Annotated in this window: 21 protein-coding genes; 14 read left to right on the forward strand and 7 right to left on the reverse strand. The window is 60.8% G+C overall.

Annotation, left to right across the window (positions count from 1 at the left end; translation table 11 throughout):
• Window positions 1-60 precede the first annotated feature (60 nt).
• Window positions 61-831, forward strand: a complete 771-nt coding sequence (hutC, locus tag ACST81_RS04680; RefSeq protein ID WP_438751680.1) for a histidine utilization repressor — start codon at window positions 61-63, stop codon at window positions 829-831.
• 36 nt (window positions 832-867) lie between these two features.
• Here the strand turns inward: hutC and ACST81_RS04685 are convergent, their stop codons facing one another.
• The 5 genes from ACST81_RS04685 to ACST81_RS04705 all read right to left on the reverse strand — a co-directional run bounded on the left by ACST81_RS04685 (window position 868) and on the right by ACST81_RS04705 (window position 6,197).
• Window positions 868-1,008 (reverse strand): hypothetical protein, encoded by a 141-nt coding sequence (locus tag ACST81_RS04685; RefSeq protein WP_438751681.1) that lies wholly within the window; start codon window positions 1,006-1,008, stop codon window positions 868-870.
• A gap of 145 nt (window positions 1,009-1,153) precedes the next feature.
• Entirely contained in the window at window positions 1,154-1,726 is a 573-nt protein-coding gene (locus ACST81_RS04690) for a sarcosine oxidase subunit gamma family protein (RefSeq protein ID WP_438751682.1), read from the reverse strand.
• The gene (locus ACST81_RS04695; protein WP_438751683.1) at window positions 1,719-4,664 is read right to left on the reverse strand and encodes a sarcosine oxidase subunit alpha family protein; all 2,946 of its coding nucleotides are present in this window, start codon (window positions 4,662-4,664) and stop codon (window positions 1,719-1,721) included. The genes ACST81_RS04690 and ACST81_RS04695 overlap by 8 nt, the downstream gene beginning before the upstream one ends.
• A complete protein-coding gene (locus tag ACST81_RS04700) occupies window positions 4,661-4,933 on the reverse strand; it encodes a sarcosine oxidase subunit delta (protein WP_438751684.1) in 273 nt (90 codons plus the stop codon). Before ACST81_RS04700 ends, ACST81_RS04695 begins: the two co-directional genes overlap by 4 nt.
• A gap of 13 nt (window positions 4,934-4,946) precedes the next feature.
• Complete coding sequence (locus ACST81_RS04705; RefSeq protein WP_438751686.1) at window positions 4,947-6,197, reverse strand: sarcosine oxidase subunit beta family protein; 1,251 nt, start codon at window positions 6,195-6,197, stop codon at window positions 4,947-4,949.
• A gap of 89 nt (window positions 6,198-6,286) precedes the next feature.
• Between ACST81_RS04705 and ACST81_RS04710 the strand changes: the two genes are divergently transcribed.
• Both ACST81_RS04710 and ACST81_RS04715 read left to right on the forward strand, forming a co-directional pair.
• Window positions 6,287-7,267, forward strand: a complete 981-nt coding sequence (locus ACST81_RS04710; protein WP_438751687.1) for a GlxA family transcriptional regulator — start codon at window positions 6,287-6,289, stop codon at window positions 7,265-7,267.
• A gap of 70 nt (window positions 7,268-7,337) precedes the next feature.
• A complete protein-coding gene (locus ACST81_RS04715) occupies window positions 7,338-8,033 on the forward strand; it encodes a helix-turn-helix domain-containing protein (RefSeq protein WP_438751688.1) in 696 nt (231 codons plus the stop codon).
• A 16-nt stretch (window positions 8,034-8,049) separates the two neighbouring features.
• On the opposite strand, the gene ACST81_RS04720 is transcribed toward ACST81_RS04715, so the two are convergent.
• Both ACST81_RS04720 and ACST81_RS04725 read right to left on the reverse strand, forming a co-directional pair.
• Complete coding sequence (locus ACST81_RS04720) at window positions 8,050-8,397, reverse strand: PIN domain-containing protein (protein ID WP_438751689.1); 348 nt, start codon at window positions 8,395-8,397, stop codon at window positions 8,050-8,052.
• 89 nt (window positions 8,398-8,486) lie between these two features.
• Complete coding sequence (locus ACST81_RS04725; protein ID WP_438751690.1) at window positions 8,487-8,729, reverse strand: type II toxin-antitoxin system Phd/YefM family antitoxin; 243 nt, start codon at window positions 8,727-8,729, stop codon at window positions 8,487-8,489.
• Between the two features lie 181 nt (window positions 8,730-8,910).
• On the opposite strand from ACST81_RS04725, the gene ACST81_RS04730 reads away from it, so the two are divergent.
• The 11 genes from ACST81_RS04730 to ACST81_RS04780 all read left to right on the forward strand — a co-directional run bounded on the left by ACST81_RS04730 (window position 8,911) and on the right by ACST81_RS04780 (window position 20,403).
• The gene (locus tag ACST81_RS04730) at window positions 8,911-9,816 is read left to right on the forward strand and encodes a class II glutamine amidotransferase (protein ID WP_438751691.1); all 906 of its coding nucleotides are present in this window, start codon (window positions 8,911-8,913) and stop codon (window positions 9,814-9,816) included.
• Window positions 9,817-9,854: 38 nt separating this feature from the next.
• Window positions 9,855-10,541, forward strand: coding sequence for a protein GlxC (locus ACST81_RS04735; RefSeq protein WP_438751692.1), 687 nt, complete (start codon window positions 9,855-9,857; stop codon window positions 10,539-10,541).
• Between the two features lie 15 nt (window positions 10,542-10,556).
• Entirely contained in the window at window positions 10,557-11,885 is a 1,329-nt protein-coding gene (locus tag ACST81_RS04740) for an FMN-binding glutamate synthase family protein (RefSeq protein ID WP_438751693.1), read from the forward strand.
• A gap of 90 nt (window positions 11,886-11,975) precedes the next feature.
• Complete coding sequence (glnT, locus tag ACST81_RS04745; RefSeq protein ID WP_438751694.1) at window positions 11,976-13,283, forward strand: type III glutamate--ammonia ligase; 1,308 nt, start codon at window positions 11,976-11,978, stop codon at window positions 13,281-13,283.
• Window positions 13,284-13,445: 162 nt separating this feature from the next.
• A complete protein-coding gene (gene purU / locus ACST81_RS04750; protein ID WP_438751695.1) occupies window positions 13,446-14,330 on the forward strand; it encodes a formyltetrahydrofolate deformylase in 885 nt (294 codons plus the stop codon).
• A 423-nt stretch (window positions 14,331-14,753) separates the two neighbouring features.
• On the forward strand, window positions 14,754-16,079 hold the full coding sequence (locus ACST81_RS04755; protein ID WP_438751696.1) for an ABC transporter substrate-binding protein: 1,326 nt from the start codon (window positions 14,754-14,756) through the stop codon (window positions 16,077-16,079).
• Window positions 16,080-16,180: 101 nt separating this feature from the next.
• Window positions 16,181-17,149: a carbohydrate ABC transporter permease gene (locus ACST81_RS04760; RefSeq protein ID WP_438751697.1), complete on the forward strand. Its 969-nt coding sequence runs from the start codon at window positions 16,181-16,183 to the stop codon at window positions 17,147-17,149.
• Window positions 17,146-18,099 (forward strand): carbohydrate ABC transporter permease, encoded by a 954-nt coding sequence (locus ACST81_RS04765; protein ID WP_438751698.1) that lies wholly within the window; start codon window positions 17,146-17,148, stop codon window positions 18,097-18,099. The genes ACST81_RS04760 and ACST81_RS04765 overlap by 4 nt, the downstream gene beginning before the upstream one ends.
• A complete protein-coding gene (locus ACST81_RS04770; RefSeq protein ID WP_438751699.1) occupies window positions 18,096-18,299 on the forward strand; it encodes a hypothetical protein in 204 nt (67 codons plus the stop codon). The genes ACST81_RS04765 and ACST81_RS04770 overlap by 4 nt, the downstream gene beginning before the upstream one ends.
• Window positions 18,300-18,302: 3 nt before the next feature.
• The gene (locus ACST81_RS04775) at window positions 18,303-19,400 is read left to right on the forward strand and encodes an ABC transporter ATP-binding protein (protein ID WP_438751700.1); all 1,098 of its coding nucleotides are present in this window, start codon (window positions 18,303-18,305) and stop codon (window positions 19,398-19,400) included.
• Window positions 19,393-20,403: an ABC transporter ATP-binding protein gene (locus ACST81_RS04780; protein WP_438751701.1), complete on the forward strand. Its 1,011-nt coding sequence runs from the start codon at window positions 19,393-19,395 to the stop codon at window positions 20,401-20,403. The genes ACST81_RS04775 and ACST81_RS04780 overlap by 8 nt, the downstream gene beginning before the upstream one ends.
• The last annotated feature ends 50 nt before the right edge of the window (window positions 20,404-20,453 follow it).

Raw genomic sequence — 20,453 nt, forward strand, 5'->3', positions numbered from 1 at the left:
GGGGCAGGCAGCGGCCGCGGAATTCTGCTAGAGCGTCCTGGAATCGTTGAAAGTGAGAGAATGACGAAAGTGCCGGATGCAGAGGTGGACGCTGATATCGAACCTGTCGGAACGCCGGGCGACCTGTCGCTGCATCAGCGCATCCTCGGCGACATCGAGGCGCGCATTCTCTCCGGCGAGTGGCCGCCGGGATTCCGTATTCCTTTCGAAGTCGATCTCGCCGAGCAGTACAAATGCTCGCGGATGACCGTCAACAAGGCGTTGACCCAGCTGGCAAAGACCGGCTTGATCGAGCGGCGCCGGAAATCCGGCAGCTACGTTACGCAGCCGCGCGCGCAGTCTGCCGTCCTGGAAATCCGGGATATCAAGCTGGAAGTCCAGTCGCTCGGACTTGCCTATGACTACCGGCTGGCAGCCAAGAGCCGCCGGCGCAGCACGGCGGATGACCGGTTGCGGCTGGATCTCGACGGGGCGACGCCAATCCTGGACGTCAACTGCATTCATCTGGCGGGACATCGACCCTTCTGCGCCGAGCAGCGTCTCATCAACCTCGCAGCTGTGCCGGATGCAGCGACCGAAAGTTTCGAGGAAGAAGCGCCGGGACCCTGGCTGTTGAACAGGGTGCCGTGGAGTGCGGCCGAACATACGATCCGGGCTGTCGCTGCGGATGAGGCCATTGCCTGGGCTCTGGGGATTGCGGTGGGAACGGCCTGCCTGACCGTCGAGCGGCGCACCTGGAGCAACGGCGCCTATATCACCCATGTGCGGCTGATCTATCCGGGCGAACGGCACGCGCTGGTCGCTAATTTCACGCCGTCGCAGCCAAAATAGAAACGGGCGAAGGCTGTAGTGCCATCGCCCGCGCGTTTATTTCTTCGGCTTGGCGCCGGAGAGCTTGGGAACTTCCTTCTGGGTCGTCGCGGCGAAAGGCGAGGCTGCCTTGGCTGCAACCTTGTCCTTCTTCGGCTTCCTGGTTTCCTTGTTGCTTTTCACTTGACCTTTGGCCATGGCGCTATCCTCCTGATCTGAATTCGCGAACGGAATGAGTGGTTCACCGGCCGCATCCCGTTCAGCGCTACGCAAACATGGACGATGCCTCGCGCCGAGACAATCGGAAAATTGAGGACGTATCCCGCTTTACGTGACAATTCCGCTAGTTGGCGGTCTTCGCATCGACGCCGCATTCGAGGCTCATCTCGATGAGTTCGTCCCAGAGGCTTTCGGCAAAGCCGCGCAGGACCATGAGCTCGAAGCTGTCCGGCCCGGTACGGGTGATCAGCGCCGAGATATGGCCGATCAGGGTCATGGCCGAACGACCGACCGGATATTGCGAAAGCGCGAGATCGACAGCCGTGCCCTTGGCCAGGACGGTTTCGACAGCGCTGCCGGCGATGCCGATCCGGACGCGGCCATGGCTCTGGTCGGCGATGGAGCCTGCGCCATTGAGCTGTGCCGCCATTGCGAAAATCTCGGCCGAGGAAAACGCAGCATCGCCGACGAGGAACCATTGGCCCGGACCATAGGGGCGTATGGCTTGAACCCCGCCGTCACCGAGTTGGGCGAGCGCCTGTTCGACATCCGCACGTCCCGCCGATGCCAGAACCTGCAGCACATGACCTTCCGGCAAGGCCGTCAGCGTGATGCGGCCCGAGGTTGATCGGGCGCCGAACGCGCCGGACTTTGCGGTCGCAAGGACGGGGCGGTGGAGGAGGGCGAAATCAACCATGGAGCTTACCGTTTTCCGGATCGAAGAAGACCGGGCTGCACAGCTCGGCTTCGGTATATTCGTTTTTCAGGTCGTTCCACACGGTCACGCGTTCACCGTGACGTTGCGGACCGCGCTTGACCAGCGCCAGACCGATGGTCGAGCCCAGATTCGGCGAATAGCAGCTGGAGGAGACATAACCCTGGTCGTTTGCCAGCGACGGTGTCGCCCCCTTGGCGAGGATATGCGATCCGGTCTTGAAGGTCGTCGCCGGATCGATCGGCTTAACGCCGACGAGAGACAGGCGGTCGGCGGCAACCATGCCTTCGCGCGACAGCATCGCCTTGCCGATGAAGTCCGGCTTCGTTGCCGAAACCATTTTGGCAAAACCGAGATCGGTGGGGATGACCGTGCCGTTGATCTCGGAGTGGGTGACGTGGCCCTTTTCGATGCGCATGACGCCGAGCGCTTCGACGCCATAGGGGCAGATGCCGTGCGGGCTGCCCGCCTCCATGATGGCGTCTGCCACTGCCTCGCCATAGCCGGCGGGGACAGCCAGTTCATAGGCCAGTTCACCGGAGAAGGAGATGCGGAACAGGCGGCCGGTCAGCCGACCCCCGAACAGCGAGACTTCCTTGGCGCCTAAGAACGGAAAGGCGGCGTCGGAAATGTCCTCGTCCACCAGCGCCTGCAGGATCGTGCAGGATTTCGGGCCGGCCACGGCGATCTGTGCCCACTGGTCGGTCGAGGAGGCAAACTGCACATCGAGATCAGGCCAGAGGGCCTGCGCGCAGAATTCCAGATGGTTCATGACGCCGGCGGCATAGGCCGTGGTGGTGGTCATGAAGAAATGGTTTTCGCCGAGGCGGCTGGTCGTGCCGTCATCGTAGATCATGCCGTCCTCGCGCAGCATCAGTCCATAACGCGCCTTGCAGACCGGCAGCTTGAGGAAGGCGTTGCAATAGATGCGGTTGAGGAATTCGGCGGCGTCCCTGCCGTAGATTTCGATCTTGCCGAGCGTCGACACATCGCAGATGCCGGCATTCTTGCGAACATTGAGCACTTCGCGATCGACGCTTTCGCGCCATGTCGTCTCGCCGGATTTCGGAAACCAGGAGGAGCGATACCAGAGGCCGGTTTCGACAAAAACGGCGCCGTTCTTCTTCGCCCATTCGTGCAGCGGCGACTTGCGCACCGGCTGGAAATGTTTGGCCTTCGAGGCGCCGGTCAGGGCACCGAAGGACAGCGGCGTGTAAAACGGCCGGAAGGTGGTGGTGCCGACGTCGGCCGGCGAGACCTTCCGCGCTTCCGCCAGAATGCCAATGGCATTGATGTTCGAAAGCTTGCCCTGGTCGGTCGCCATGCCGTTGGTCGTGTAGCGCTTGGCAAGTTCGACATGGCCATAGCCTTCGCTGACCGCCAGACCGAGATCCTTCAGATGCACGTCGTTTTGATAGTCAACGAATGCCTTGCCCTTTGAGCCTTGTACCCGCCAGAGCGGCTTGGAGACGATGGTCTTGTCGGCGGTTGCGGCGAATGCCGCGGATGCATTCGAAAAGCCGAGAGATTGTAGAGCGGAAGCGGCCTTTGCCGCGCCATCGCCGAGGCAGGCTTCGACGCTACCGAGCCCGGCAGCCGAGCCGGCAAGCGTCAGGCCATCCTGCTTCTCCGGGGCAAGGAAGGCGGCTTTCGCATCCGACCAGACCGGCTTTGCGCCGCGATGGCAGGCAAGGTGGATGATCGGGCTCCAGCCGCCGGACATGCCGAGCGCATCGGCCGGAATGGTTTCCGCTCGTCCGTTACTCATAACCGAAACACTCTTCACGGCCTTGCCGCCCTTGACGTCGAGGACGACGGCATTGGTGAGGACCCGGGCGCTGCCGGTCCATTTCGGTGGCGCATCCGGGCGGCTGTCGACGATGGCGGCGACATGCAGGCCGGCGGCTTCCAGATCGCGGGCGGTCGCATAGCCGGAGGCATCATTGGTGAAGATGACGGTGCTGTGACCCGGCGCGACAGCGTGGCGATTGAGATAGGAGCGCATGGCGCCCGCCATCATCACGCCGGGAACGTCATTGCCGCCGAACACCAGCGGCCGTTCTTCCGCACCCGAGGCGAGGATCGCGTGTTTGGCGGCAATGCGCCACAGGCGCTCGACCGGGCGGTTGGGGTCAACGGTTGCGGTATTCTTTTGCACGCTCTCAACCGCGCCGAAGACATTGCCGTCATACCAGCCGAAAACCGTGGTGCGTGAGAAGATGCGGACATTTGGGAGGCTTGCCAGTTCGGCGACCGTATGGGCGAGCTGCTCGGTGGCGCCTTGTTCCATCTCCGACAGCAGCGATCCGCCAAGTGCAAAACCTTCATCGATGAGGATGACACGCGCACCGGCACGGCCGGCCGTCAACGCTGCCGCGAGTCCGGCAGGACCGGCGCCGATGACGAGCAGGTCGCAATGCGCCCAGCACTTCTCGTAACTATCCGGATCAGCCTCGTAGGTGGCCTTGCCGAGGCCCGCCGCCTTGCGGATGATCGGCTCATAGATCTTTTCCCAGAAGGCGGCCGGCCACATGAAGGTCTTGTAGTAAAAGCCGGCGGAGAGGAAGGGCGAGAGCAGGCTGTTCACCGCGCCGAGGTCGAAATCGACCGAGGGCCAGCGGTTCTGGCTCTTGGCCGTCAGGCCATTGTAAAGCTCGACCAGCGTCGCCCGCGTATTGGCTTCCGTGCGCCCGCCTTCGCCGATCGTCATCAGCGCGTTTGGCTCCGCCGCACCGGCAGTCAGGATGCCGCGCGGGCGGTGATATTTAAAGCTGCGGCCGACGAGCTGGCGGCCATTGGCAAGCAGCGCCGATGCCAGCGTGTCACCGGCAAATCCCTGCATCGGCTTGCCGTCGAAGGTGAAGTCGAGCGGCTTGGCACGATCGATGCCGCCGCCCTTGGAGAGACGATAGGACGTCATGCGGTCTCTCCCTGCGCGCTCGCATCCGTGACGGCATAGATCGTGTGGGTCATGGTATCGCGCTCAACCACCAGCCAGCGGCGGCAACCGGATGTGTGATGCCAATGCTCCTTGTGGCGGCCGCGCGGATTGTCGCGCAGGTAGACATAGGCGTACCAGGCATCCTCACCGGCGTCGGGCGCCGGACGTTCGATGCCCGCGTCGCCGCGGATGGTGAATTCTTCCTTGGGGCGCGGCCCGCAATGGGGGCAGGCGATCAGGCTGGCCATGTCTTCCAGGTCCTCAATGCAGGTTCGGTTGGGCGCCGACGCCCTTTTCGTCGATCATCTTGCCGCGGGCGAAGCGGTCGAGCCGGAAGGCCCGGCCCGTCTCGTGCGGTTGGTTTTTGGCGATCAGATGGGCGTAGCAGAAGCCGGAGGCCGGCGTGGCCTTGAAGCCGCCGTAACACCAGCCGGCATTCAGATAGAGATTGTCGATATGGGTGCGGTCGATGATCGGCGAGCCATCCATGCTCATATCCATGACGCCACCCCAGGAGCGCAGCACCCGCACGCGCGACAGAGCCGGGATCATTGCAACGCCGGCTTCGGCCACATGTTCGACCGTCGCGAGATTGCCGCGCTGGGCATAGGAATTGTAGCCGTCGATATCGCCGCCGAAAACGAGGCCCCCCTTGTCGGATTGCGAGACATAGAAATGTCCGGCGCCGAAAGTGACGACATTGTCGATGAAGGGCTTCAGGCCTTCCGACACGAAAGCCTGCAGCACATGGCTTTCGATCGGCAGTTTCAGGTCGACCATGTCGGCGACCGTGGTGGAATTTCCGGCCGCCGCCAGCGCCAGCTTGCCGCAACCGATGAAGCCCTGGCTGGTTTCGACGCCGACCACCCGGCCATTCTCGCGGCGGATGCCCTTCACCTCGCAATTCTGGATGATATCGACGCCCCGGCTGTCGGCGCCGCGCGCATAGCCCCAGGCGACAGCATCATGGCGCACGGTGCCGCCACGCTTCTGCATCAGCGCACCCTGAATCGGGAAGCGGGCATTGTCGAAATCGAGGAAGGGCAACATTTGGCGCACGCCGTTACGATCGAGCAGTTCCGAATCGACACCATGCAGGCGCATGGCATTGCCGCGCCGCGTATAGGCGTCGCGCTGGGCATCGGAGTGATAGAGATTGAGCACGCCGCGCTGGGAGACCATGGCGTTGAAATTGAAGTCTTGCTCCAGCCCTTCCCAGAGCCTCATCGACAGCTCATAGAAGGGATTGTTGCCCTCGAGCAGATAGTTCGAGCGGATGATCGTCGTGTTGCGGCCGACATTACCGGAGCCGATATAACCCTTTTCTAGCACCGCGACATTGATGACGCCGAATTCCTTGGCGAGATAATAGGCCGTGGCAAGCCCGTGCCCGCCGCCCCCGACGATGATGACGTCGTAATGGTTTTTCGGAACGGGGCTTCGCCAGGCCGGCTTCCAGCCCTTGTTGCCCTTCAGGGCATTCAGAAAAACGGAAAAGGCGGAGTAGCGCATGGCGATTTGATCCTATGAGTGCCGCTGATCATGACAGGATTGTTTTTCGCGACTTGCAGAAAAGAGACAAGTTCGCGCATAATCAGGACATGGTAAGTGACGAGCAGAAAAACCTCCAGAAGATCGGATTCATCCTGATTCCGGGCTTCGCGCTGATGTCCTATGCGTCCGCTGTGGAGCCCCTGCGCGCCGCCAATCTTTTGGCCGGCCGCGAAATCTACAGCCTGTCATCTCATGTCGCGGAAGGCGATGCCGCGCTGACGTCGTCGGGCATACCGGTTCCCTCGACGGTCTTGCCCGGTCGTGCCTCCGGTCTCCACACGGTCTTCGTCTGTGCAGGTGGCACGCCCGTCGACTGGACTGTCCCGCCGGTGCTGGCCTGCCTGCGCCAGTTGGCCCGCGAAGGCGTGCGCATCGGCGGCATTTCCGGCGGTCCTTATCTGATGGCGGCGGCGGGGTTGCTGGAGGATCGTGATTTCACCATTCACTGGGAGCATGCGCCGGCGCTGATGGAAGCCTTTCCCTCGCTTGCGCCTCGGCAGGCGCGCTATGTGCTCGACGGCAACCGTATCACGTGTGGCGGCGGCGTCGCACCGCTCGACATGATGCATGCGCTGATCGCCGAGCGCATGGGTTCGGACTTCGCCCGGCGGGTCAGCGACTGGTATCTGCACACCCATGTGGAGGGATCGAGCGCGCCGCAACGGGCCTCACTCGCCGAACGTTATGGCGTCAATCATCCCGGCTTGTTGGCCGTTCTGGAAAAGATGGAGGCAACGATCGAGGCGCCGCTCGACCGCCAGGCCATGGCCGCGCTTGCCGGCCTGTCGCCACGTCATCTCGACCGTCTGTTCTCCACGCAGATGGGCTCATCCTTCCTCAACGAGTATCGAAAGCTGCGGCTCGATCATGCCCGTCGACTGCTGCAGCAGAGCCCTTTGTCGATCTCCGAAATCGCCTTCGCCACAGGCTTTTCCAGCGCAGGTCATTTTTCCCGCAGCTATCGCGCCGCTTTCGGCGCCGCACCGCGTTCGCAGCGGCAAATGACAATTCACGAACCGCTTGAATAATATTCTTCCCGGTTGAGAAAATTTCACTCTCAGGATAGTCTATTCACGGATAGACAGGAGACGGCGCCGGATGGCAAAGAAGCAGCCAATCATCGATATCGGCCGGGTAACGGTTGACGAACACCCGGCGCTGAAGGCCGCCTTCCTGCAGGACCCGCATGCGCTGCGCGAACCGAAGGAAAACAATCTCGAGATTGCCATCGGCCATGAAGTAAGGGCTTTCCGAAAGAAACTCGGCATTACCGTGACCGACCTTGCGACCGCCACCGGCATTTCGCTTGGTATGCTGTCGAAAATCGAGAACGGCAATATCTCGCCGTCACTGACGACGCTGCAATCCCTGTCGCGCGCGCTTGGCGTTCCCGTCACAGCATTCTTCCGGCGCTATGAAGAGCCGCGCAACGCGGTTTTTGTCAAGGCGGGCGAGGGGGTGGAACTGGAGAGGCGCGGCACGCGCGCCGGGCATCAATATAATCTGCTTGGCCATATCGACAACAACACCGCCGGCGTGGTCGTCGAGCCATACCTCATCACGCTGACCGCCGATTCCGATACATTCCCGGCCTTCCAGCACGAAGGCATGGAGTTTCTCTACATGCTCGAAGGCGAAGTGGTTTACCGCCACGGCGACCGGCTTTTCACCATGCAGCCGGGCGACAGTCTGTTCTTCGACGCCGACGCCCGCCATGGGCCGGAAGAACTGATCAAACTGCCGATCCGCTATCTGTCGATCATTTCCTATCCGCAGACGCGGGGTGGAATCTAACAATTCGCAGAGCGCATCAAAGAAGTAACGTTGTTATGCCGAATTGAAGGCCAGCTGCCGCCAGCCTTTTATCCAGCGTGCAAAGCGTGGCTTTGTTCTCCAATGACAAGGCCATGTGAAGAGCGTCGCCGGCTCGCAAACCCGAAGCGTAGTCGTTGGCAAGCTTCGCAGCCTGATTAAAGTGATGTGTCGAGACGGCCAGCTTGGCAATTCGGAGAGAAGTCGCTCGAATGCCGCCAAAGACTTGTCTCGTTGGGCGATATGAATTTGTCCGGTGCGCATCTTTATTGAGAGGGGTGCGGAGAACTCGGTGATCGTCCAATCGCTCACCGCCAATCTTTCGCCACTCCTCTCGCTCAGCCATCGCTTCATTTCCAAAGACTTCGCTTCGGCGGTGAGCGCTGCAACCAAGATGGATGTGTCGATGTAGAACATAATAATGCGGTAGCGATCTCAATAACGTTCGTTGTCGCGCATTTCGCGAATGAATTCGCCGGCGCTTTGCTCCTGATATGGCATGTCTTCTGTCACAGATATCAACCAATCCAGATCGATCGGCTTGAGGGGAGCTTCGATAGCTGTAAGTTGAGCGACCGGTTTTCCAAGCCGGAGAATCTGGACAGTTTCCCCAGCCTCAACTTCAGTGACCAATTCGCTCAAATGTGTTTTGACATCCGCCAGATTGAGCTTTTTCATTGAGATCTCCTGACCAATCAGCTGGTTATATAGCATTTCAGGCTTCCGGTCACAACGAATGAGCCAAGATTAAGCTGCCACAAAAATCTTGCTTTAAAAGAAAATAACTTTCTTCTCAGTTGAAAATCGAAATCACGGGTGCTATCCATCTTTTCATCAACGAAAACGAAGGATTGTCTCCATGTGCGGAATTGTCGGATTGTTTTTGAAGGACAAGAGTCTGGAGCCGAAACTGGGCGCCATGCTGTCCGATATGCTGGTCACCATGACCGACCGCGGGCCGGATAGCGCGGGCATTGCGATCTACGGCGCGCCGTCCGATGGGCGGGCGAAAATCACGGTTCAATCGGCAGCGCCGGCGACTGATTTTGCCGGCTTGGCAAAGCTGCTGAAGCCGGCCGATGCCAGCGTTTCCGTCGCATTGAAGAACACGCATGCGGTCATCGAGGCCGCTGCCGATCAGGCTGCCGCCGTGCGCGAGTTGCTGGCGAAGGAGCGCCCCGAAATCCGTGTCATGGGCTCGGGCGACAGCGTCGAAATCTACAAGGAAGTCGGGCTCCCAAAGGATGTGGTTTCCCGCTTTGGTATTCGCGACATGGCCGGCACGCACGGCATTGGCCATACCCGCATGGCGACAGAGTCGGCAGTGACCACGCTCGGCGCCCACCCGTTCTCGACCGGTGCCGATCAGTGCCTCGTGCACAATGGCTCGCTCTCCAATCACAACAACCTGCGCCGCGAACTGGTGCGCGAAGGCATGACTTTCGAGACGCAGAACGATACGGAAGTCGCCGCCGCCTATCTCACGGCCGAAATGGCCAAGGGCAAGGATCTGGGCCAGGCGCTCACCAGCGCGCTCGATGATCTCGATGGTTTCTTCACCTTCGTCGTCGGCACCAAGTCCGGCTTCGGCGTCGTCCGCGACCCCATCGCCTGCAAGCCGGCCGTCATGGCCGAGACCGACCAGTACATCGCCTTTGGTTCGGAATACCGCGCGCTCGTCAATCTGCCGGGTATCGAGGATGCCCGCGTCTGGGAGCCGGAGCCCGCCACCGTCTATTTCTGGGATCATGAGAAGGCGGCCTGAACGTGAATGTCAGCGTAAAACGAGAAAGTCTGGAAGCGATGCGTACCTTCGATCTTGCCACCACGCCGCTGCGCGAACTGAACGGCGCCCTGCATGCCATTGCCCCTGGAACCAACGATACGAATTTCGAGGTCGTCAATCCGCGCGGCAGCCACGCCGTTGCCGTCGGCATCGACCAGCCGGTCACCGTCGAGGTGCGGGGCAGCGTCGGCTATTACTGCGCCGGCATGAATGACGGCGGCGCCGTTACCGTTCACGGGTCCGCGGGGCCGGGCGTCGCTGAAAACATGATGTCCGGCACCGTCGTCATCGAAGGCGACGCCTCGCAATATGCCGGCGCCACCGGTCGCGGTGGTCTTCTGGTCATCAAGGGCAATGCCGCCTCGCGTTGCGGCATCTCGATGAAGGGCATCGATATCGTCGTTCACGGCAATATCGGCCACATGTCTGCCTTCATGGGGCAGTCCGGCCATCTCGTCGTGCTCGGCAATGCCGGCGATGCGCTGGGGGATTCGTTGTACGAGGCCAAGCTCTTTGTGCGCGGCGAGGTCAAGAGCCTGGGTGCCGATTGCGTCGAGAAGGAAATGAAGCCGAAGCATATCAAGGTGCTGGCCGAGCTTCTGGAAAAGGCCGGCGTGACCGGTGTCGCTCCGGAAGAGTTCAAGCGCTACGGCTCTTCCCGCAAACTCTACAATTTCAACATCGATAACGCTGACGCGTACTAAGGCAGGGATCATTTCATGAGCTATCACAACCCCTATACCCCGCCGCGCAAGTCAGCCACATTCGACGATTATACGCTTGCCGAAATCCGACGTGCTGCGGCAACCGGCATTTACGACATTCGCGGTGCCGGCACCAAGCGCAAGGTTCCGCATTTCGACGACCTGCTGTTCCTGGGTGCGTCGATCTCCCGGTATCCGCTCGAAGGCTATCGCGAGAAATGCGACACGTCCGTCGTTCTCGGCTCACGCTTCGCCAAGAAGCCGATCACGCTGAAGACGCCGATCACCATTGCCGGCATGAGCTTCGGCGCGCTGTCGGGCAATGCCAAGGAAGCGCTCGGGCGTGGTGCGACGATCGCCGGCACTTCGACCACCACCGGCGACGGCGGCATGACGGACGAGGAGCGCGGGCATTCGCAGACGCTCGTCTATCAGTATCTGCCGTCGCGCTATGGCATGAACCCGCGCGACCTGCGCCGCGCCGATGCGATCGAGGTCGTGGTCGGCCAGGGAGCCAAGCCCGGCGGCGGCGGCATGCTGCTCGGCCAGAAGATTTCCGATCGCGTCGCCAACATGCGCAACCTGCCAAAGGGCATCGACCAGCGCTCGGCCTGCCGCCATCCCGACTGGACCGGTCCGGACGATCTCGAGATCAAGATCATGGAACTGCGCGAAATCACCGATTGGGAAAAGCCGATCTATGTGAAGGTCGGTGGCGCGCGTCCCTATTACGATACCGCTCTGGCGGTAAAAGCCGGCGCCGACGTCGTCGTGCTCGACGGCATGCAGGGTGGCACGGCGGCAACGCAGGACGTCTTCATCGAGAATGTCGGCATGCCGACGCTCGCCTGCATTCGCCCGGCCGTCCAGGCGTTGCAGGATCTCGGCATGCACCGCAAGGTGCAACTGATCATCTCGGGCGGCGTCCGCTCGGGAGCCGACGTTGCCAAGGCGCTGGCGCTCGGCGCTGACGCGGTCGCGATTGGCACGGCCGCTCTCGTTGCCATCGGTGACAACGACCCGCACTGGGAAGAGGAATACCAGAAGCTGGGCACCACCGCTGGCGCATACGACGACTGGCATGAAGGCAAGGATCCGGCCGGCATCACCACGCAGGATCCGGAGCTTGCCAAGCGTCTCGATCCGGTCACAGCCGGCCGCCGCCTCGCCAACTACCTCAAGGTGATGACGCTGGAAGCGCAGACCATCGCGCGCGCCTGCGGCAAGAACCACCTCCACAACCTGGAGCCGGAGGATCTCGTCGCCCTGACGATCGAGGCCTCCGCCATGGCGCAGGTGCCGCTCGCCGGCACCAGCTGGATCCCGGGCAAGGGAGGTTTCTGACAATCGATAAAAATCGGCCGTCGTTGATCTCCCAAGACAGCGGCGGTCATTCCCATGAAAAAGTGTCTGAATAATCCAAAGGGGAACACAGTGACACTCGATCTTTTGACATTCGCGAAGGAACGCGACATCAAATATTTCATGATCAGCTATACCGACCTGTTCGGTGGCCAGCGGGCCAAGCTGGTCCCGGCACAAGCCATTGCAGACATGCAGGCTGATGGCGCCGGTTTCGCCGGTTTCGCCACCTGGCTCGATCTCACGCCCGCCCATCCCGATCTCTTCGCCATGCCCGATGCATCCTCGGTCATCCAGCTTCCCTGGAAAAAGGATGTCGCCTGGGTCGCCGCCGATTGCGTCATGGACGACAAGCCGGTCGACCAGGCACCGCGCGTGCTCTTGAAAAGGCTGATCGACGAAGCCGCCAAGGAAGGCCTGCGCGTCAAGACCGGCGTCGAGCCGGAATTCTTCCTGATCTCGCCGGATGGCTCGGTGATCTCGGACCAGTACGATACGGCGGAAAAGCCCTGCTACGATCAGCAGGCCGTCATGCGCCGCTACGATGTCATCGCCGAAATCTGCGACGCGATGCTGGAACTGGGCTGGAAGCCTTACCAGAACGACCATGAAGACGCGAACGGCCAGTTCGAGATGAACTGGGAATATGACGATGCGCTGCAGACGGCCGACAAACATTCCTTCTTCAAGTTCATGGTCAAGTCGATCGCCGAAAAGCACGGGCTCCGGGCGACGTTCATGCCGAAACCCTTCAAGGGGCTGACGGGCAATGGCTGCCACGCCCATATCTCTGTCTGGGATCTCGAAGGCAAGACCAACGCATTCGCCGACAAGGCCATGCCATTCGGCCTGTCCGCCAAGGGCCGTACATTCCTTGGCGGCATCATGAAGCATGCCTCGGCGCTTGCCGCCATCACCAATCCGACGGTCAATTCCTACAAGCGCATCAACGCGCCGCGCACCATCTCGGGCGCTACATGGGCTCCGAATTCGGTGACCTGGACCGGCAACAACCGCACCCACATGGTGCGCGTGCCCGGCCCCGGCCGTTTCGAGCTTCGCCTGCCCGATGGTGCGGTCAATCCGTACCTGTTGCAGGCGATCATCATTGCCGCCGGCCTTTCGGGATTGCGCACGAATGCCGATCCCGGCCCGCACCACGATATCGACATGTACAAGGACGGGCATACGGTGAAGGACGCACCGAAGCTTCCGCTGAACCTGTTGGACGCCTTGCGCGAATACGACAAGGACGAGGAACTGAAAGCCGCGCTCGGCCTCGAGTTCTCCGCATCCTACCTGAAGCTCAAGCATATCGAGTGGAACAATTACGCCTCCCAGTTCACCGAATGGGAACGTCAGACGACACTCGACATCTGAGCTTCGCCTGACGTTCGAAGAAGAGAAGAGACGACATGGCCTGTTCCTGCTATCCGATGTCGCGAAACGGATGGACGGGCGGGCCGGCGTCGCGATAGCTTCCGTTTCACGATGCCGGGCCGGGAGGGCCGGCGAAGACCTCGAGCCAAGAGACTGAGACCCATGAAAAGCTACGTCCTGACCGTATCCTGCAAGTCCACGCGCGGCATTGTCGCTGCGATCACGGGTTATCTTGCGGAAGAGGGTTGCTACATCTCCGACAGTTCGCAGTTCGATGATCTGGAAACAGGGCTGTTCTTCATGCGCCTGACCTTCATCAGCCAGGAAGGAGCGTCGCTGGAAAAACTTTCGGCGGGGTTCGAGGCGGTGAAGACGAAGTTCGGCATGGTGGCCGATATCCGCGACAGCGAGCACCGAATGAAGGTGCTCTTGATGGTGTCGCGGTTCGGCCACTGCCTGAACGACCTTCTCTATCGCTGGAAGATCGGCGCACTGCCGATCGATATCGTCGGCGTCATCTCCAACCATTTCGACTACCAGAAGGTGGTGGTCAACCACGACATCCCGTTCCACCACATTCCGGTGACGAAAGCGAACAAGGCGCAAGCCGAGGCGCGGATGATGGACGTGGTCGAGCAGACCGGCGCGGAACTGATCGTGCTGGCCCGCTACATGCAGATCCTGTCGGACGCGATCTGCCAGAAGATGTCGGGGCAGATCATCAACATCCATCATTCATTCCTGCCGTCGTTCAAGGGCGCCAATCCCTACAAGCAGGCGTACGAGCGCGGGGTGAAACTGATCGGTGCGACGGCGCATTACGTCACCGCCGATCTCGATGAAGGTCCGATCATCGAGCAGGACATCGCTCGAATTACCCATGCGCAATCGGCCGAGGATTACGTCTCGATCGGCCGCGATGTCGAAAGCCAGGTTCTGGCCCGCGCCGTGCATGCCCATATCCACAACCGCACCTTCATCAACGGCAATCGTACCGTCGTCTTCCCGGCAAGCCCGGGGTCGTATGCCTCCGAACGCATGGGGTGATTCCCAGACAATTCCCGACGGTTCAGGCCGTTCTATCTCGCATCCCCGAATGCTCCGGCATTCGGGGATGTTTTGTTTCGGCGTTAGCGGTAAGCGCGCATCAACTGAACTATTTGTTTAGTCGAACATATTTCCATTCAACGAAAACGGCCGTCATTATCGTTGCAGTGCAGTTGTGCGCTGCAGCAACGATTGTCTCTTGTCATGTTGAGTAAATTGATTATCACTAAACATATTGCTCAACACGGCGGATGTGAGGTCGGGAGCGACGGGCGGGGAGCTCAGTAAAATTCAAGCGTGGTGCTGTCCCCGGCAGGTGACGGTGCGCTGGTGCACATCCGTGGGAACGGGATGGGCAACTGCGTGCCGCAGTCGAATTCGCGAAGGCGGCGTGGTGCCGGCTTCTGTATCTGGGAGGATTACATGCGGAAATTGACCAAGGCCCTTCTGGGCGCAACAACGATGCTGACGATGTTCACGGCGCTGCCGTCGGTGTCGCAGGCCGAAGAGCTGACGCTGTGCTGGGCCGCCTGGGACCCGGCGAACGCGCTGGTGGAACTGTCCAAGGATTTCACCGCCAAGACCGGTACGACAATGAAGTTCGAATTCGTGCCGTGGACCAGCTATGCCGACCGCTTCCTCAACGAACTCAACTCCCACGGCAAGCTCTGCGACCTGATCATCGGTGACAGCCAGTGGATCGGCGGCTCGGCGGAAAACGGCCATTACGTCAAGCTCAACGAGTTCTTCGACAAGGAAGGCATCAAGATGGATGACTTCTTGCCGGCGACCGTTGTCGGCTATTCGGAATGGCCAAAGAATACGCCGAATTACTGGGCGCTGCCGGCCATGGGCGACGTCGTCGGCTGGACCTATCGCAAGGACTGGTTCGAAAAGCCGGAATTGCAGAAGGAATTCCAGGAGAAATACGGCTGGAAGCTCGATGCGCCCAAGACCTATGAGCAACTGAAGCAGATCGCCGAATTCTTCCAGAACCGCACGGTCGACGGGCAGACGATCTATGGCGCCTCGATCTATACGGAGCGCGGTTCCGAAGGCATCACCATGGGCGTCACCAATGTCCTCTACGACTGGGGCTTCCAGTACGACAATCCGGACAAGCCTTATGAGATGGAAGGCTTCGTCAACTCGGAGGATGCGGTCAAGGGTCTCGAATTCTACAAGTCGCTCTATGATTGCTGCACGCCGCCCGGCAGTTCCAATGTCTACATGACGGAATCTGCGGATGCCTTCAAATCCGGTCAGGTGGCGATGCAGATGAACTTCGCCTTCACCTGGCCCGGGCTCTACAAGGACGAGAAGGTCGGCGGCGACCGGATCGGCTTCTTCCCGAATCCGGCGGAAAAGAAGCATTTCGCCCAGCTTGGCGGCCAGGGCATTTCCGTTGTCGCCTATTCCGAAAAGCAGGACCAGGCGCTGCAATACATCAAATGGTTCGCACAGCCCGACGTTCAGGCGAAATGGTGGGAACTCGGCGGTTATTCCTGCCTCAACGCGGTCGTCAACGCGCCGGGCTTTGCCGCCAGCCAGCCCTATGCGCAGGCGTTCCTCGACTCCATGGCCATCGTCAAGGATTTCTGGGCCGAGCCGAGCTATGCGCCGCTCTTGCAAGCCATGCAGAAGCGGGTCCACAATTACGTGATTGCCGGCGACGGAACAGCCAAGGAAGCTCTCGACGGGCTTGTGAAGGACTGGACCGAAGTCTTCGAGGACGACGGCAAGATCTGATCCGGATCCTTGCCCTTGGGGACACCTCCCCGGATGGCGGTCCGGACCGGCAAACGACCGGGCCGCCAGCTTGATCATGTCCATGAAGACCAGGTGACGTTTTGACCCTTTCCAATTCTTCCATCGTCGACAAGGCGGCAGAGGTGGCGGCGAAAGCCACGCCGATACCGATTGCGATTCGCGTCAGGGGCCTGTCCGACAGGTCGATCGCCTGGCTGTTCATCGCGCCGGCCATCACCCTGTTGCTCGCCATTAATATCTTCCCGCTGCTCTGGGCCGTCTATCTGTCCTTCACCAATTTTCGCGCCAACCGGCCGAATGCGGTGGTGGAGGGTGTGGGCCTCAGAAATTACGAGCGGGTGCTCAACGATCCTGATATCTGGCAGGCGATGCAGACGACGGCGCATTTCGTGTTCTGGACGATCCTGCTGCAGATGGTGATCGGCTTCGTGCTTGCCTATCTCATCGATCACAAGTTTCGCGGCCATGCCTTCTGGACTACCATCGTGCTGATCCCGATGATGCTGTCGCCGGCGGTGGTCGGCAACTTCTGGCGCTTTCTTTACGAGCCGCAGATCGGGCTGTTCGCCTATGCCGTGTCGTTCCTGACCGGCATTCCGACGACACAGATCCAGATGCTTGGCAATGTGTCGCTGGCGCCCTGGGCCATCATCATCGTCGATACCTGGATGTGGACGCCCTATGTGATGCTGATCTGCCTCGCCGGGCTGCGCTCCATTCCTGACTATATCTACGAGGCAGCAGAAGTGGATCGCGCTTCCGCGTGGCGGCAGTTCTGGTCGATCACCGTGCCGATGGCGCTGCCCTTCATCATGCTGGCCGTGCTCTTCCGCGGCATCGAGAATTTCAAGATGTTCGACATGGTGACACTGCTCACCGGTGGCGGACCTGGCTCAGTCACCGAGGTCGCCTCGATCACGCTGAAGCGCCAGGCCTTCGAGGCCTGGGCGACGGGGCGCTCCTCCGCCTTTGCCATCGTTCTCTTCGTCGCGGTGTTTGGTCTGGCCAACATCTATGTGAAAGCACTCAACAAGGTGAAGCAACGATGAGCGCCGTCAACTCAGCCCATTCGGTCGTCGAGCCGAGCCTCACGACCAAGCGCATCGCCGGTGCGATCGTCATCCTCTATGCGCTGATCACCATGGTGCCGCTGGCCTGGATTTTCCTCACCAGCATCAAGTCGCCGCCGGATTCGATCAGCTATCCGCCGAAGATCCTGTTCTCGCCGACGCTCGAAGGCTATTGCAATCTCTTCACCACCCGCACCCGACAGACGCCCGATTACATCGCTTCCCTGCCGGCCCCGACCAGCACCTGCGACGAAGTCACCCGCAAGCGCAACATGGTGATCGCCGGCCCATCGAATTTCCTGCCGCGCTTCGTCAATTCGCTGGTGATCGCCTTTGGCTCGACATTCCTGGCCGTCTTCCTCGGAACGCTGGCGGCCTACGGGTTCTCGCGCTTCAAGGTGCCGCTGGCGGATGACCTCCTGTTCTTCATCCTGTCGACGCGGATGATGCCGCCGATTGCCGTCGCCATTCCGATTTTCCTGATGTACCGGGAGCTGGGCCTCTCCGATACGGCGCTCGGCATGATCCTGCTCTACACCGCCGTCAATGTCTCGCTCGCCGTCTGGCTGCTCAAGGGCTTCATCGACGAAATCCCGCGCGAATACGAAGAGGCGGCGATGATCGACGGCTATACGCGGCTGCAGGCCTTCTGGAAGGTCGTCCTGCCGCAGGCGACGACCGGGATCGCGGCAACCGCCATCTTCTGCCTGATCTTCGCCTGGAACGAATATGCCTTTGCCGCGCTCTTGACCTCCGGCGAGGCGCAGACGGCGCCCCCATTCATCCCGACGATCATCGGCGAGGGTGGACAGGATTGGCCGGCGGTGGCCGCCGGAACGACCATCTTCCTCGTGCCGATCCTCGTCTTCACCATCCTCCTGCGCAAGCAACTGCTGCGCGGCATAACCTTCGGAGCGGTGCGCAAATGACCGTCGAGACAACGAAACTGACGAAGAAACGGCCGTTCTTTTTCCGGCGCGGGCCGATGGAAAACATTGCGACGGCGCTGATCGCCATCGGCTTCCTCATGCTGTTCCAGCCCTTCGCGCTGATCCTCTACACCTATTCGCTGGTGACGCTTCTGGTCGGCACCGTCATGTTCATCATCGTGTCGAAATTTCCGGAGTGACCCATGGCTGAAATCCGGATTGAAAACCTGCGCAAGCAGTTTGCCGATTTCGTCGCGGTGCAGGATTCGAGCTTTACCGTCGAGGACGGAGAGTTCCTGGCGCTGCTCGGGCCTTCGGGCTGCGGCAAGACGACGACGCTCAGGATGATCGCCGGTCTCGAATTGCCGACCAGCGGCAAGATCTATCTCGACGGCGAGGACGTCACCTTCAACCGCGCCAGCGAACGCGACATTGCCTTCGTGTTCCAGCTGTTCGCGCTCTATCCGCACATGAACGTGCGCAAGAATATCGGATTTCCACTGTTGTCGCAGGGCGTGCCGAGGGCGGAAATCAAGGCGCGCGTCGAGGAGACGGCAAGGCTCCTGCAGATCAGCCACATTCTCGACAAATCCGTCTCCGGCCTTGCCGGCGGCGACCGCCAGCGGGTGGCGCTCGGTCGTGCGATCGTGCGGCGGCCGAAATGCTTCCTGATGGATGAGCCACTGGGCACGCTGGATGCGGAATTCCGCGAGGTCATGGTGCATGAACTGCGCGAGCTTCACAACCGCATTCACGCCACGACTGTTTACGTCACCCATGACCAGCACGAGGCGATGGCCATGGCCGACAAGATCGCCGTCATGAACCACGGCATCATCGAGCAATTCGGAACACCGCAGGAAATCTACAATCGCCCGGCGTCGATGTATGTCGCCGATTTCATCGGCTCACCACCAATGAACTTCCTGAAATTCACGTCAGGTCTTCAGATCGGCGTGCGGTCGGTTTCGGTGGATGGCGTGGAGATCGCTCTTCCGGAAGTGCGCCAGGACATGGCGGTCGGTGAGCTGGCGCTCGGCGTGCGCCCGGAACATATTCGTTTCAGTGACAGCTCGGCGCTTCGCGGCTCGGTCTATGGTGCCGAATATCTCGGCACCAACCAGATCGTTGCTGTCGAAACCGGCAAGGGCCTGCTCAAGGCGCGCGTCCCGGCTGACCATACCTTCAAGATCGGCGAGACTGTCGGGCTGGAATTGAACAGCGAGAAACTGTCGCTGTTCGATTGTGCCTCCGGTCGCGCGGTCAAATCCTCTCTTTATACGGAGGCCCGTCATGGCTGAGGTCTCGCTCCAGAACATTTCCAAGTCCTTCGGTGACAGCGAGGCCGTCCGTAACCTGACGCTGACCATTCGCGACGGCGAGTTCGTCGTGCTGCTCGGCCCGACAGGGGCCGGCAAGACCACGACATTGCGCCTGATCGCCGGTCTGGAAAAGCCGGACAAGGGACGCGTGACCATCGGCGGACAGGACATGGCCGATGCGGCGCCAGCCGGGCGCGACGTTGCCTTCGTCTTCCAGCAGTATTCGCTCTATCCGCATCTGACCGTTTACGAGAACCTGGCTTTTCCGCTACGTTCGCCCGCGCGGCGGCTCGGCAAGGACGAAATCGACCGGCGCGTCCGCGACGTCGCAAGGATGGTGCGGATCGACCACAAACTCGAAAACCGCTCGACCCGGCTGTCGGGTGGCGAGATGCAGCGCGTCGCCATCGGGCGGGCACTGGTGCGCAAGCCGTCGATCTACCTGATGGACGAGCCGCTGTCCTCGCTCGACGCCAAGCTGCGTGGCGAGTTGCGGCTGGAACTGAAGCGCATCCAGAGCGAACTCGGCTCTACGCTGCTCTACGTCACCCATGACCAGATCGAGGCCATGACCATGGCGGATCGGATCGGCATCCTGAATGAGGGCGAACTCGTCCAGCTCGGCACGCCGCGCGAGATCTACAGCAATCCCGTCAACCTGCACGTGGCGGCAAGGCTCGGTCAGCCGCACATCAATCTCATCCCGGAAGGGTTGGTGCCGGGCGGCCAGCCGCCTCGAGGAACCAAGACCATCGGGGCGCGCACCGAGCATCTCGAAATTCATGCGGCAAACGGGAATGCCAATGCCGAGATCGACTGGATCGAGCATCTGGGCGACCAGAGCCATCTGCACATGCGCATCGGCGGGCACAAGCTGGTTACGCTGGCCAACCCCTATGTGCCGGTCATGCCGGGCGACAAGATCACCTTGATGTTGAAGGATCCGCTCTATTTCGGATCGGACGGACAACGGATTGTATAATCAAACACGGAGGTTGCATCATTCACGCCACGGCGGAAGGATGCAGGTCG

Origin of the sequence: Pararhizobium sp. O133 (assembly GCF_051669845.1) — a bacterium.
Taxonomy (GTDB): Bacteria; Pseudomonadota; Alphaproteobacteria; order Rhizobiales; family Rhizobiaceae; genus Pararhizobium.

What these genes read in the sequence shown, in the direction of transcription:
- hutC (WP_438751680.1), top strand. Translation starts at nt 61, where the DNA reads ATGACGAAAGTGCCGGATGCAGAGGTGGACGCTGATATCGAACCTGTC.
- ACST81_RS04685 (WP_438751681.1), bottom strand. Translation starts at nt 1,008, where the DNA reads ATGGCCAAAGGTCAAGTGAAAAGCAACAAGGAAACCAGGAAGCCGAAG.
- ACST81_RS04690 (WP_438751682.1), bottom strand. Translation starts at nt 1,726, where the DNA reads ATGGTTGATTTCGCCCTCCTCCACCGCCCCGTCCTTGCGACCGCAAAG.
- ACST81_RS04695 (WP_438751683.1), bottom strand. Translation starts at nt 4,664, where the DNA reads ATGACGTCCTATCGTCTCTCCAAGGGCGGCGGCATCGATCGTGCCAAG.
- ACST81_RS04700 (WP_438751684.1), bottom strand. Translation starts at nt 4,933, where the DNA reads ATGGCCAGCCTGATCGCCTGCCCCCATTGCGGGCCGCGCCCCAAGGAA.
- ACST81_RS04705 (WP_438751686.1), bottom strand. Translation starts at nt 6,197, where the DNA reads ATGCGCTACTCCGCCTTTTCCGTTTTTCTGAATGCCCTGAAGGGCAAC.
- ACST81_RS04710 (WP_438751687.1), top strand. Translation starts at nt 6,287, where the DNA reads ATGGTAAGTGACGAGCAGAAAAACCTCCAGAAGATCGGATTCATCCTG.
- ACST81_RS04715 (WP_438751688.1), top strand. Translation starts at nt 7,338, where the DNA reads ATGGCAAAGAAGCAGCCAATCATCGATATCGGCCGGGTAACGGTTGAC.
- ACST81_RS04720 (WP_438751689.1), bottom strand. Translation starts at nt 8,397, where the DNA reads ATGGCTGAGCGAGAGGAGTGGCGAAAGATTGGCGGTGAGCGATTGGAC.
- ACST81_RS04725 (WP_438751690.1), bottom strand. Translation starts at nt 8,729, where the DNA reads ATGAAAAAGCTCAATCTGGCGGATGTCAAAACACATTTGAGCGAATTG.
- ACST81_RS04730 (WP_438751691.1), top strand. Translation starts at nt 8,911, where the DNA reads ATGTGCGGAATTGTCGGATTGTTTTTGAAGGACAAGAGTCTGGAGCCG.
- ACST81_RS04735 (WP_438751692.1), top strand. Translation starts at nt 9,855, where the DNA reads ATGCGTACCTTCGATCTTGCCACCACGCCGCTGCGCGAACTGAACGGC.
- ACST81_RS04740 (WP_438751693.1), top strand. Translation starts at nt 10,557, where the DNA reads ATGAGCTATCACAACCCCTATACCCCGCCGCGCAAGTCAGCCACATTC.
- purU (WP_438751695.1), top strand. Translation starts at nt 13,446, where the DNA reads ATGAAAAGCTACGTCCTGACCGTATCCTGCAAGTCCACGCGCGGCATT.
- ACST81_RS04755 (WP_438751696.1), top strand. Translation starts at nt 14,754, where the DNA reads ATGCGGAAATTGACCAAGGCCCTTCTGGGCGCAACAACGATGCTGACG.
- ACST81_RS04765 (WP_438751698.1), top strand. Translation starts at nt 17,146, where the DNA reads ATGAGCGCCGTCAACTCAGCCCATTCGGTCGTCGAGCCGAGCCTCACG.
- ACST81_RS04770 (WP_438751699.1), top strand. Translation starts at nt 18,096, where the DNA reads ATGACCGTCGAGACAACGAAACTGACGAAGAAACGGCCGTTCTTTTTC.
- ACST81_RS04775 (WP_438751700.1), top strand. Translation starts at nt 18,303, where the DNA reads ATGGCTGAAATCCGGATTGAAAACCTGCGCAAGCAGTTTGCCGATTTC.
- ACST81_RS04780 (WP_438751701.1), top strand. Translation starts at nt 19,393, where the DNA reads ATGGCTGAGGTCTCGCTCCAGAACATTTCCAAGTCCTTCGGTGACAGC.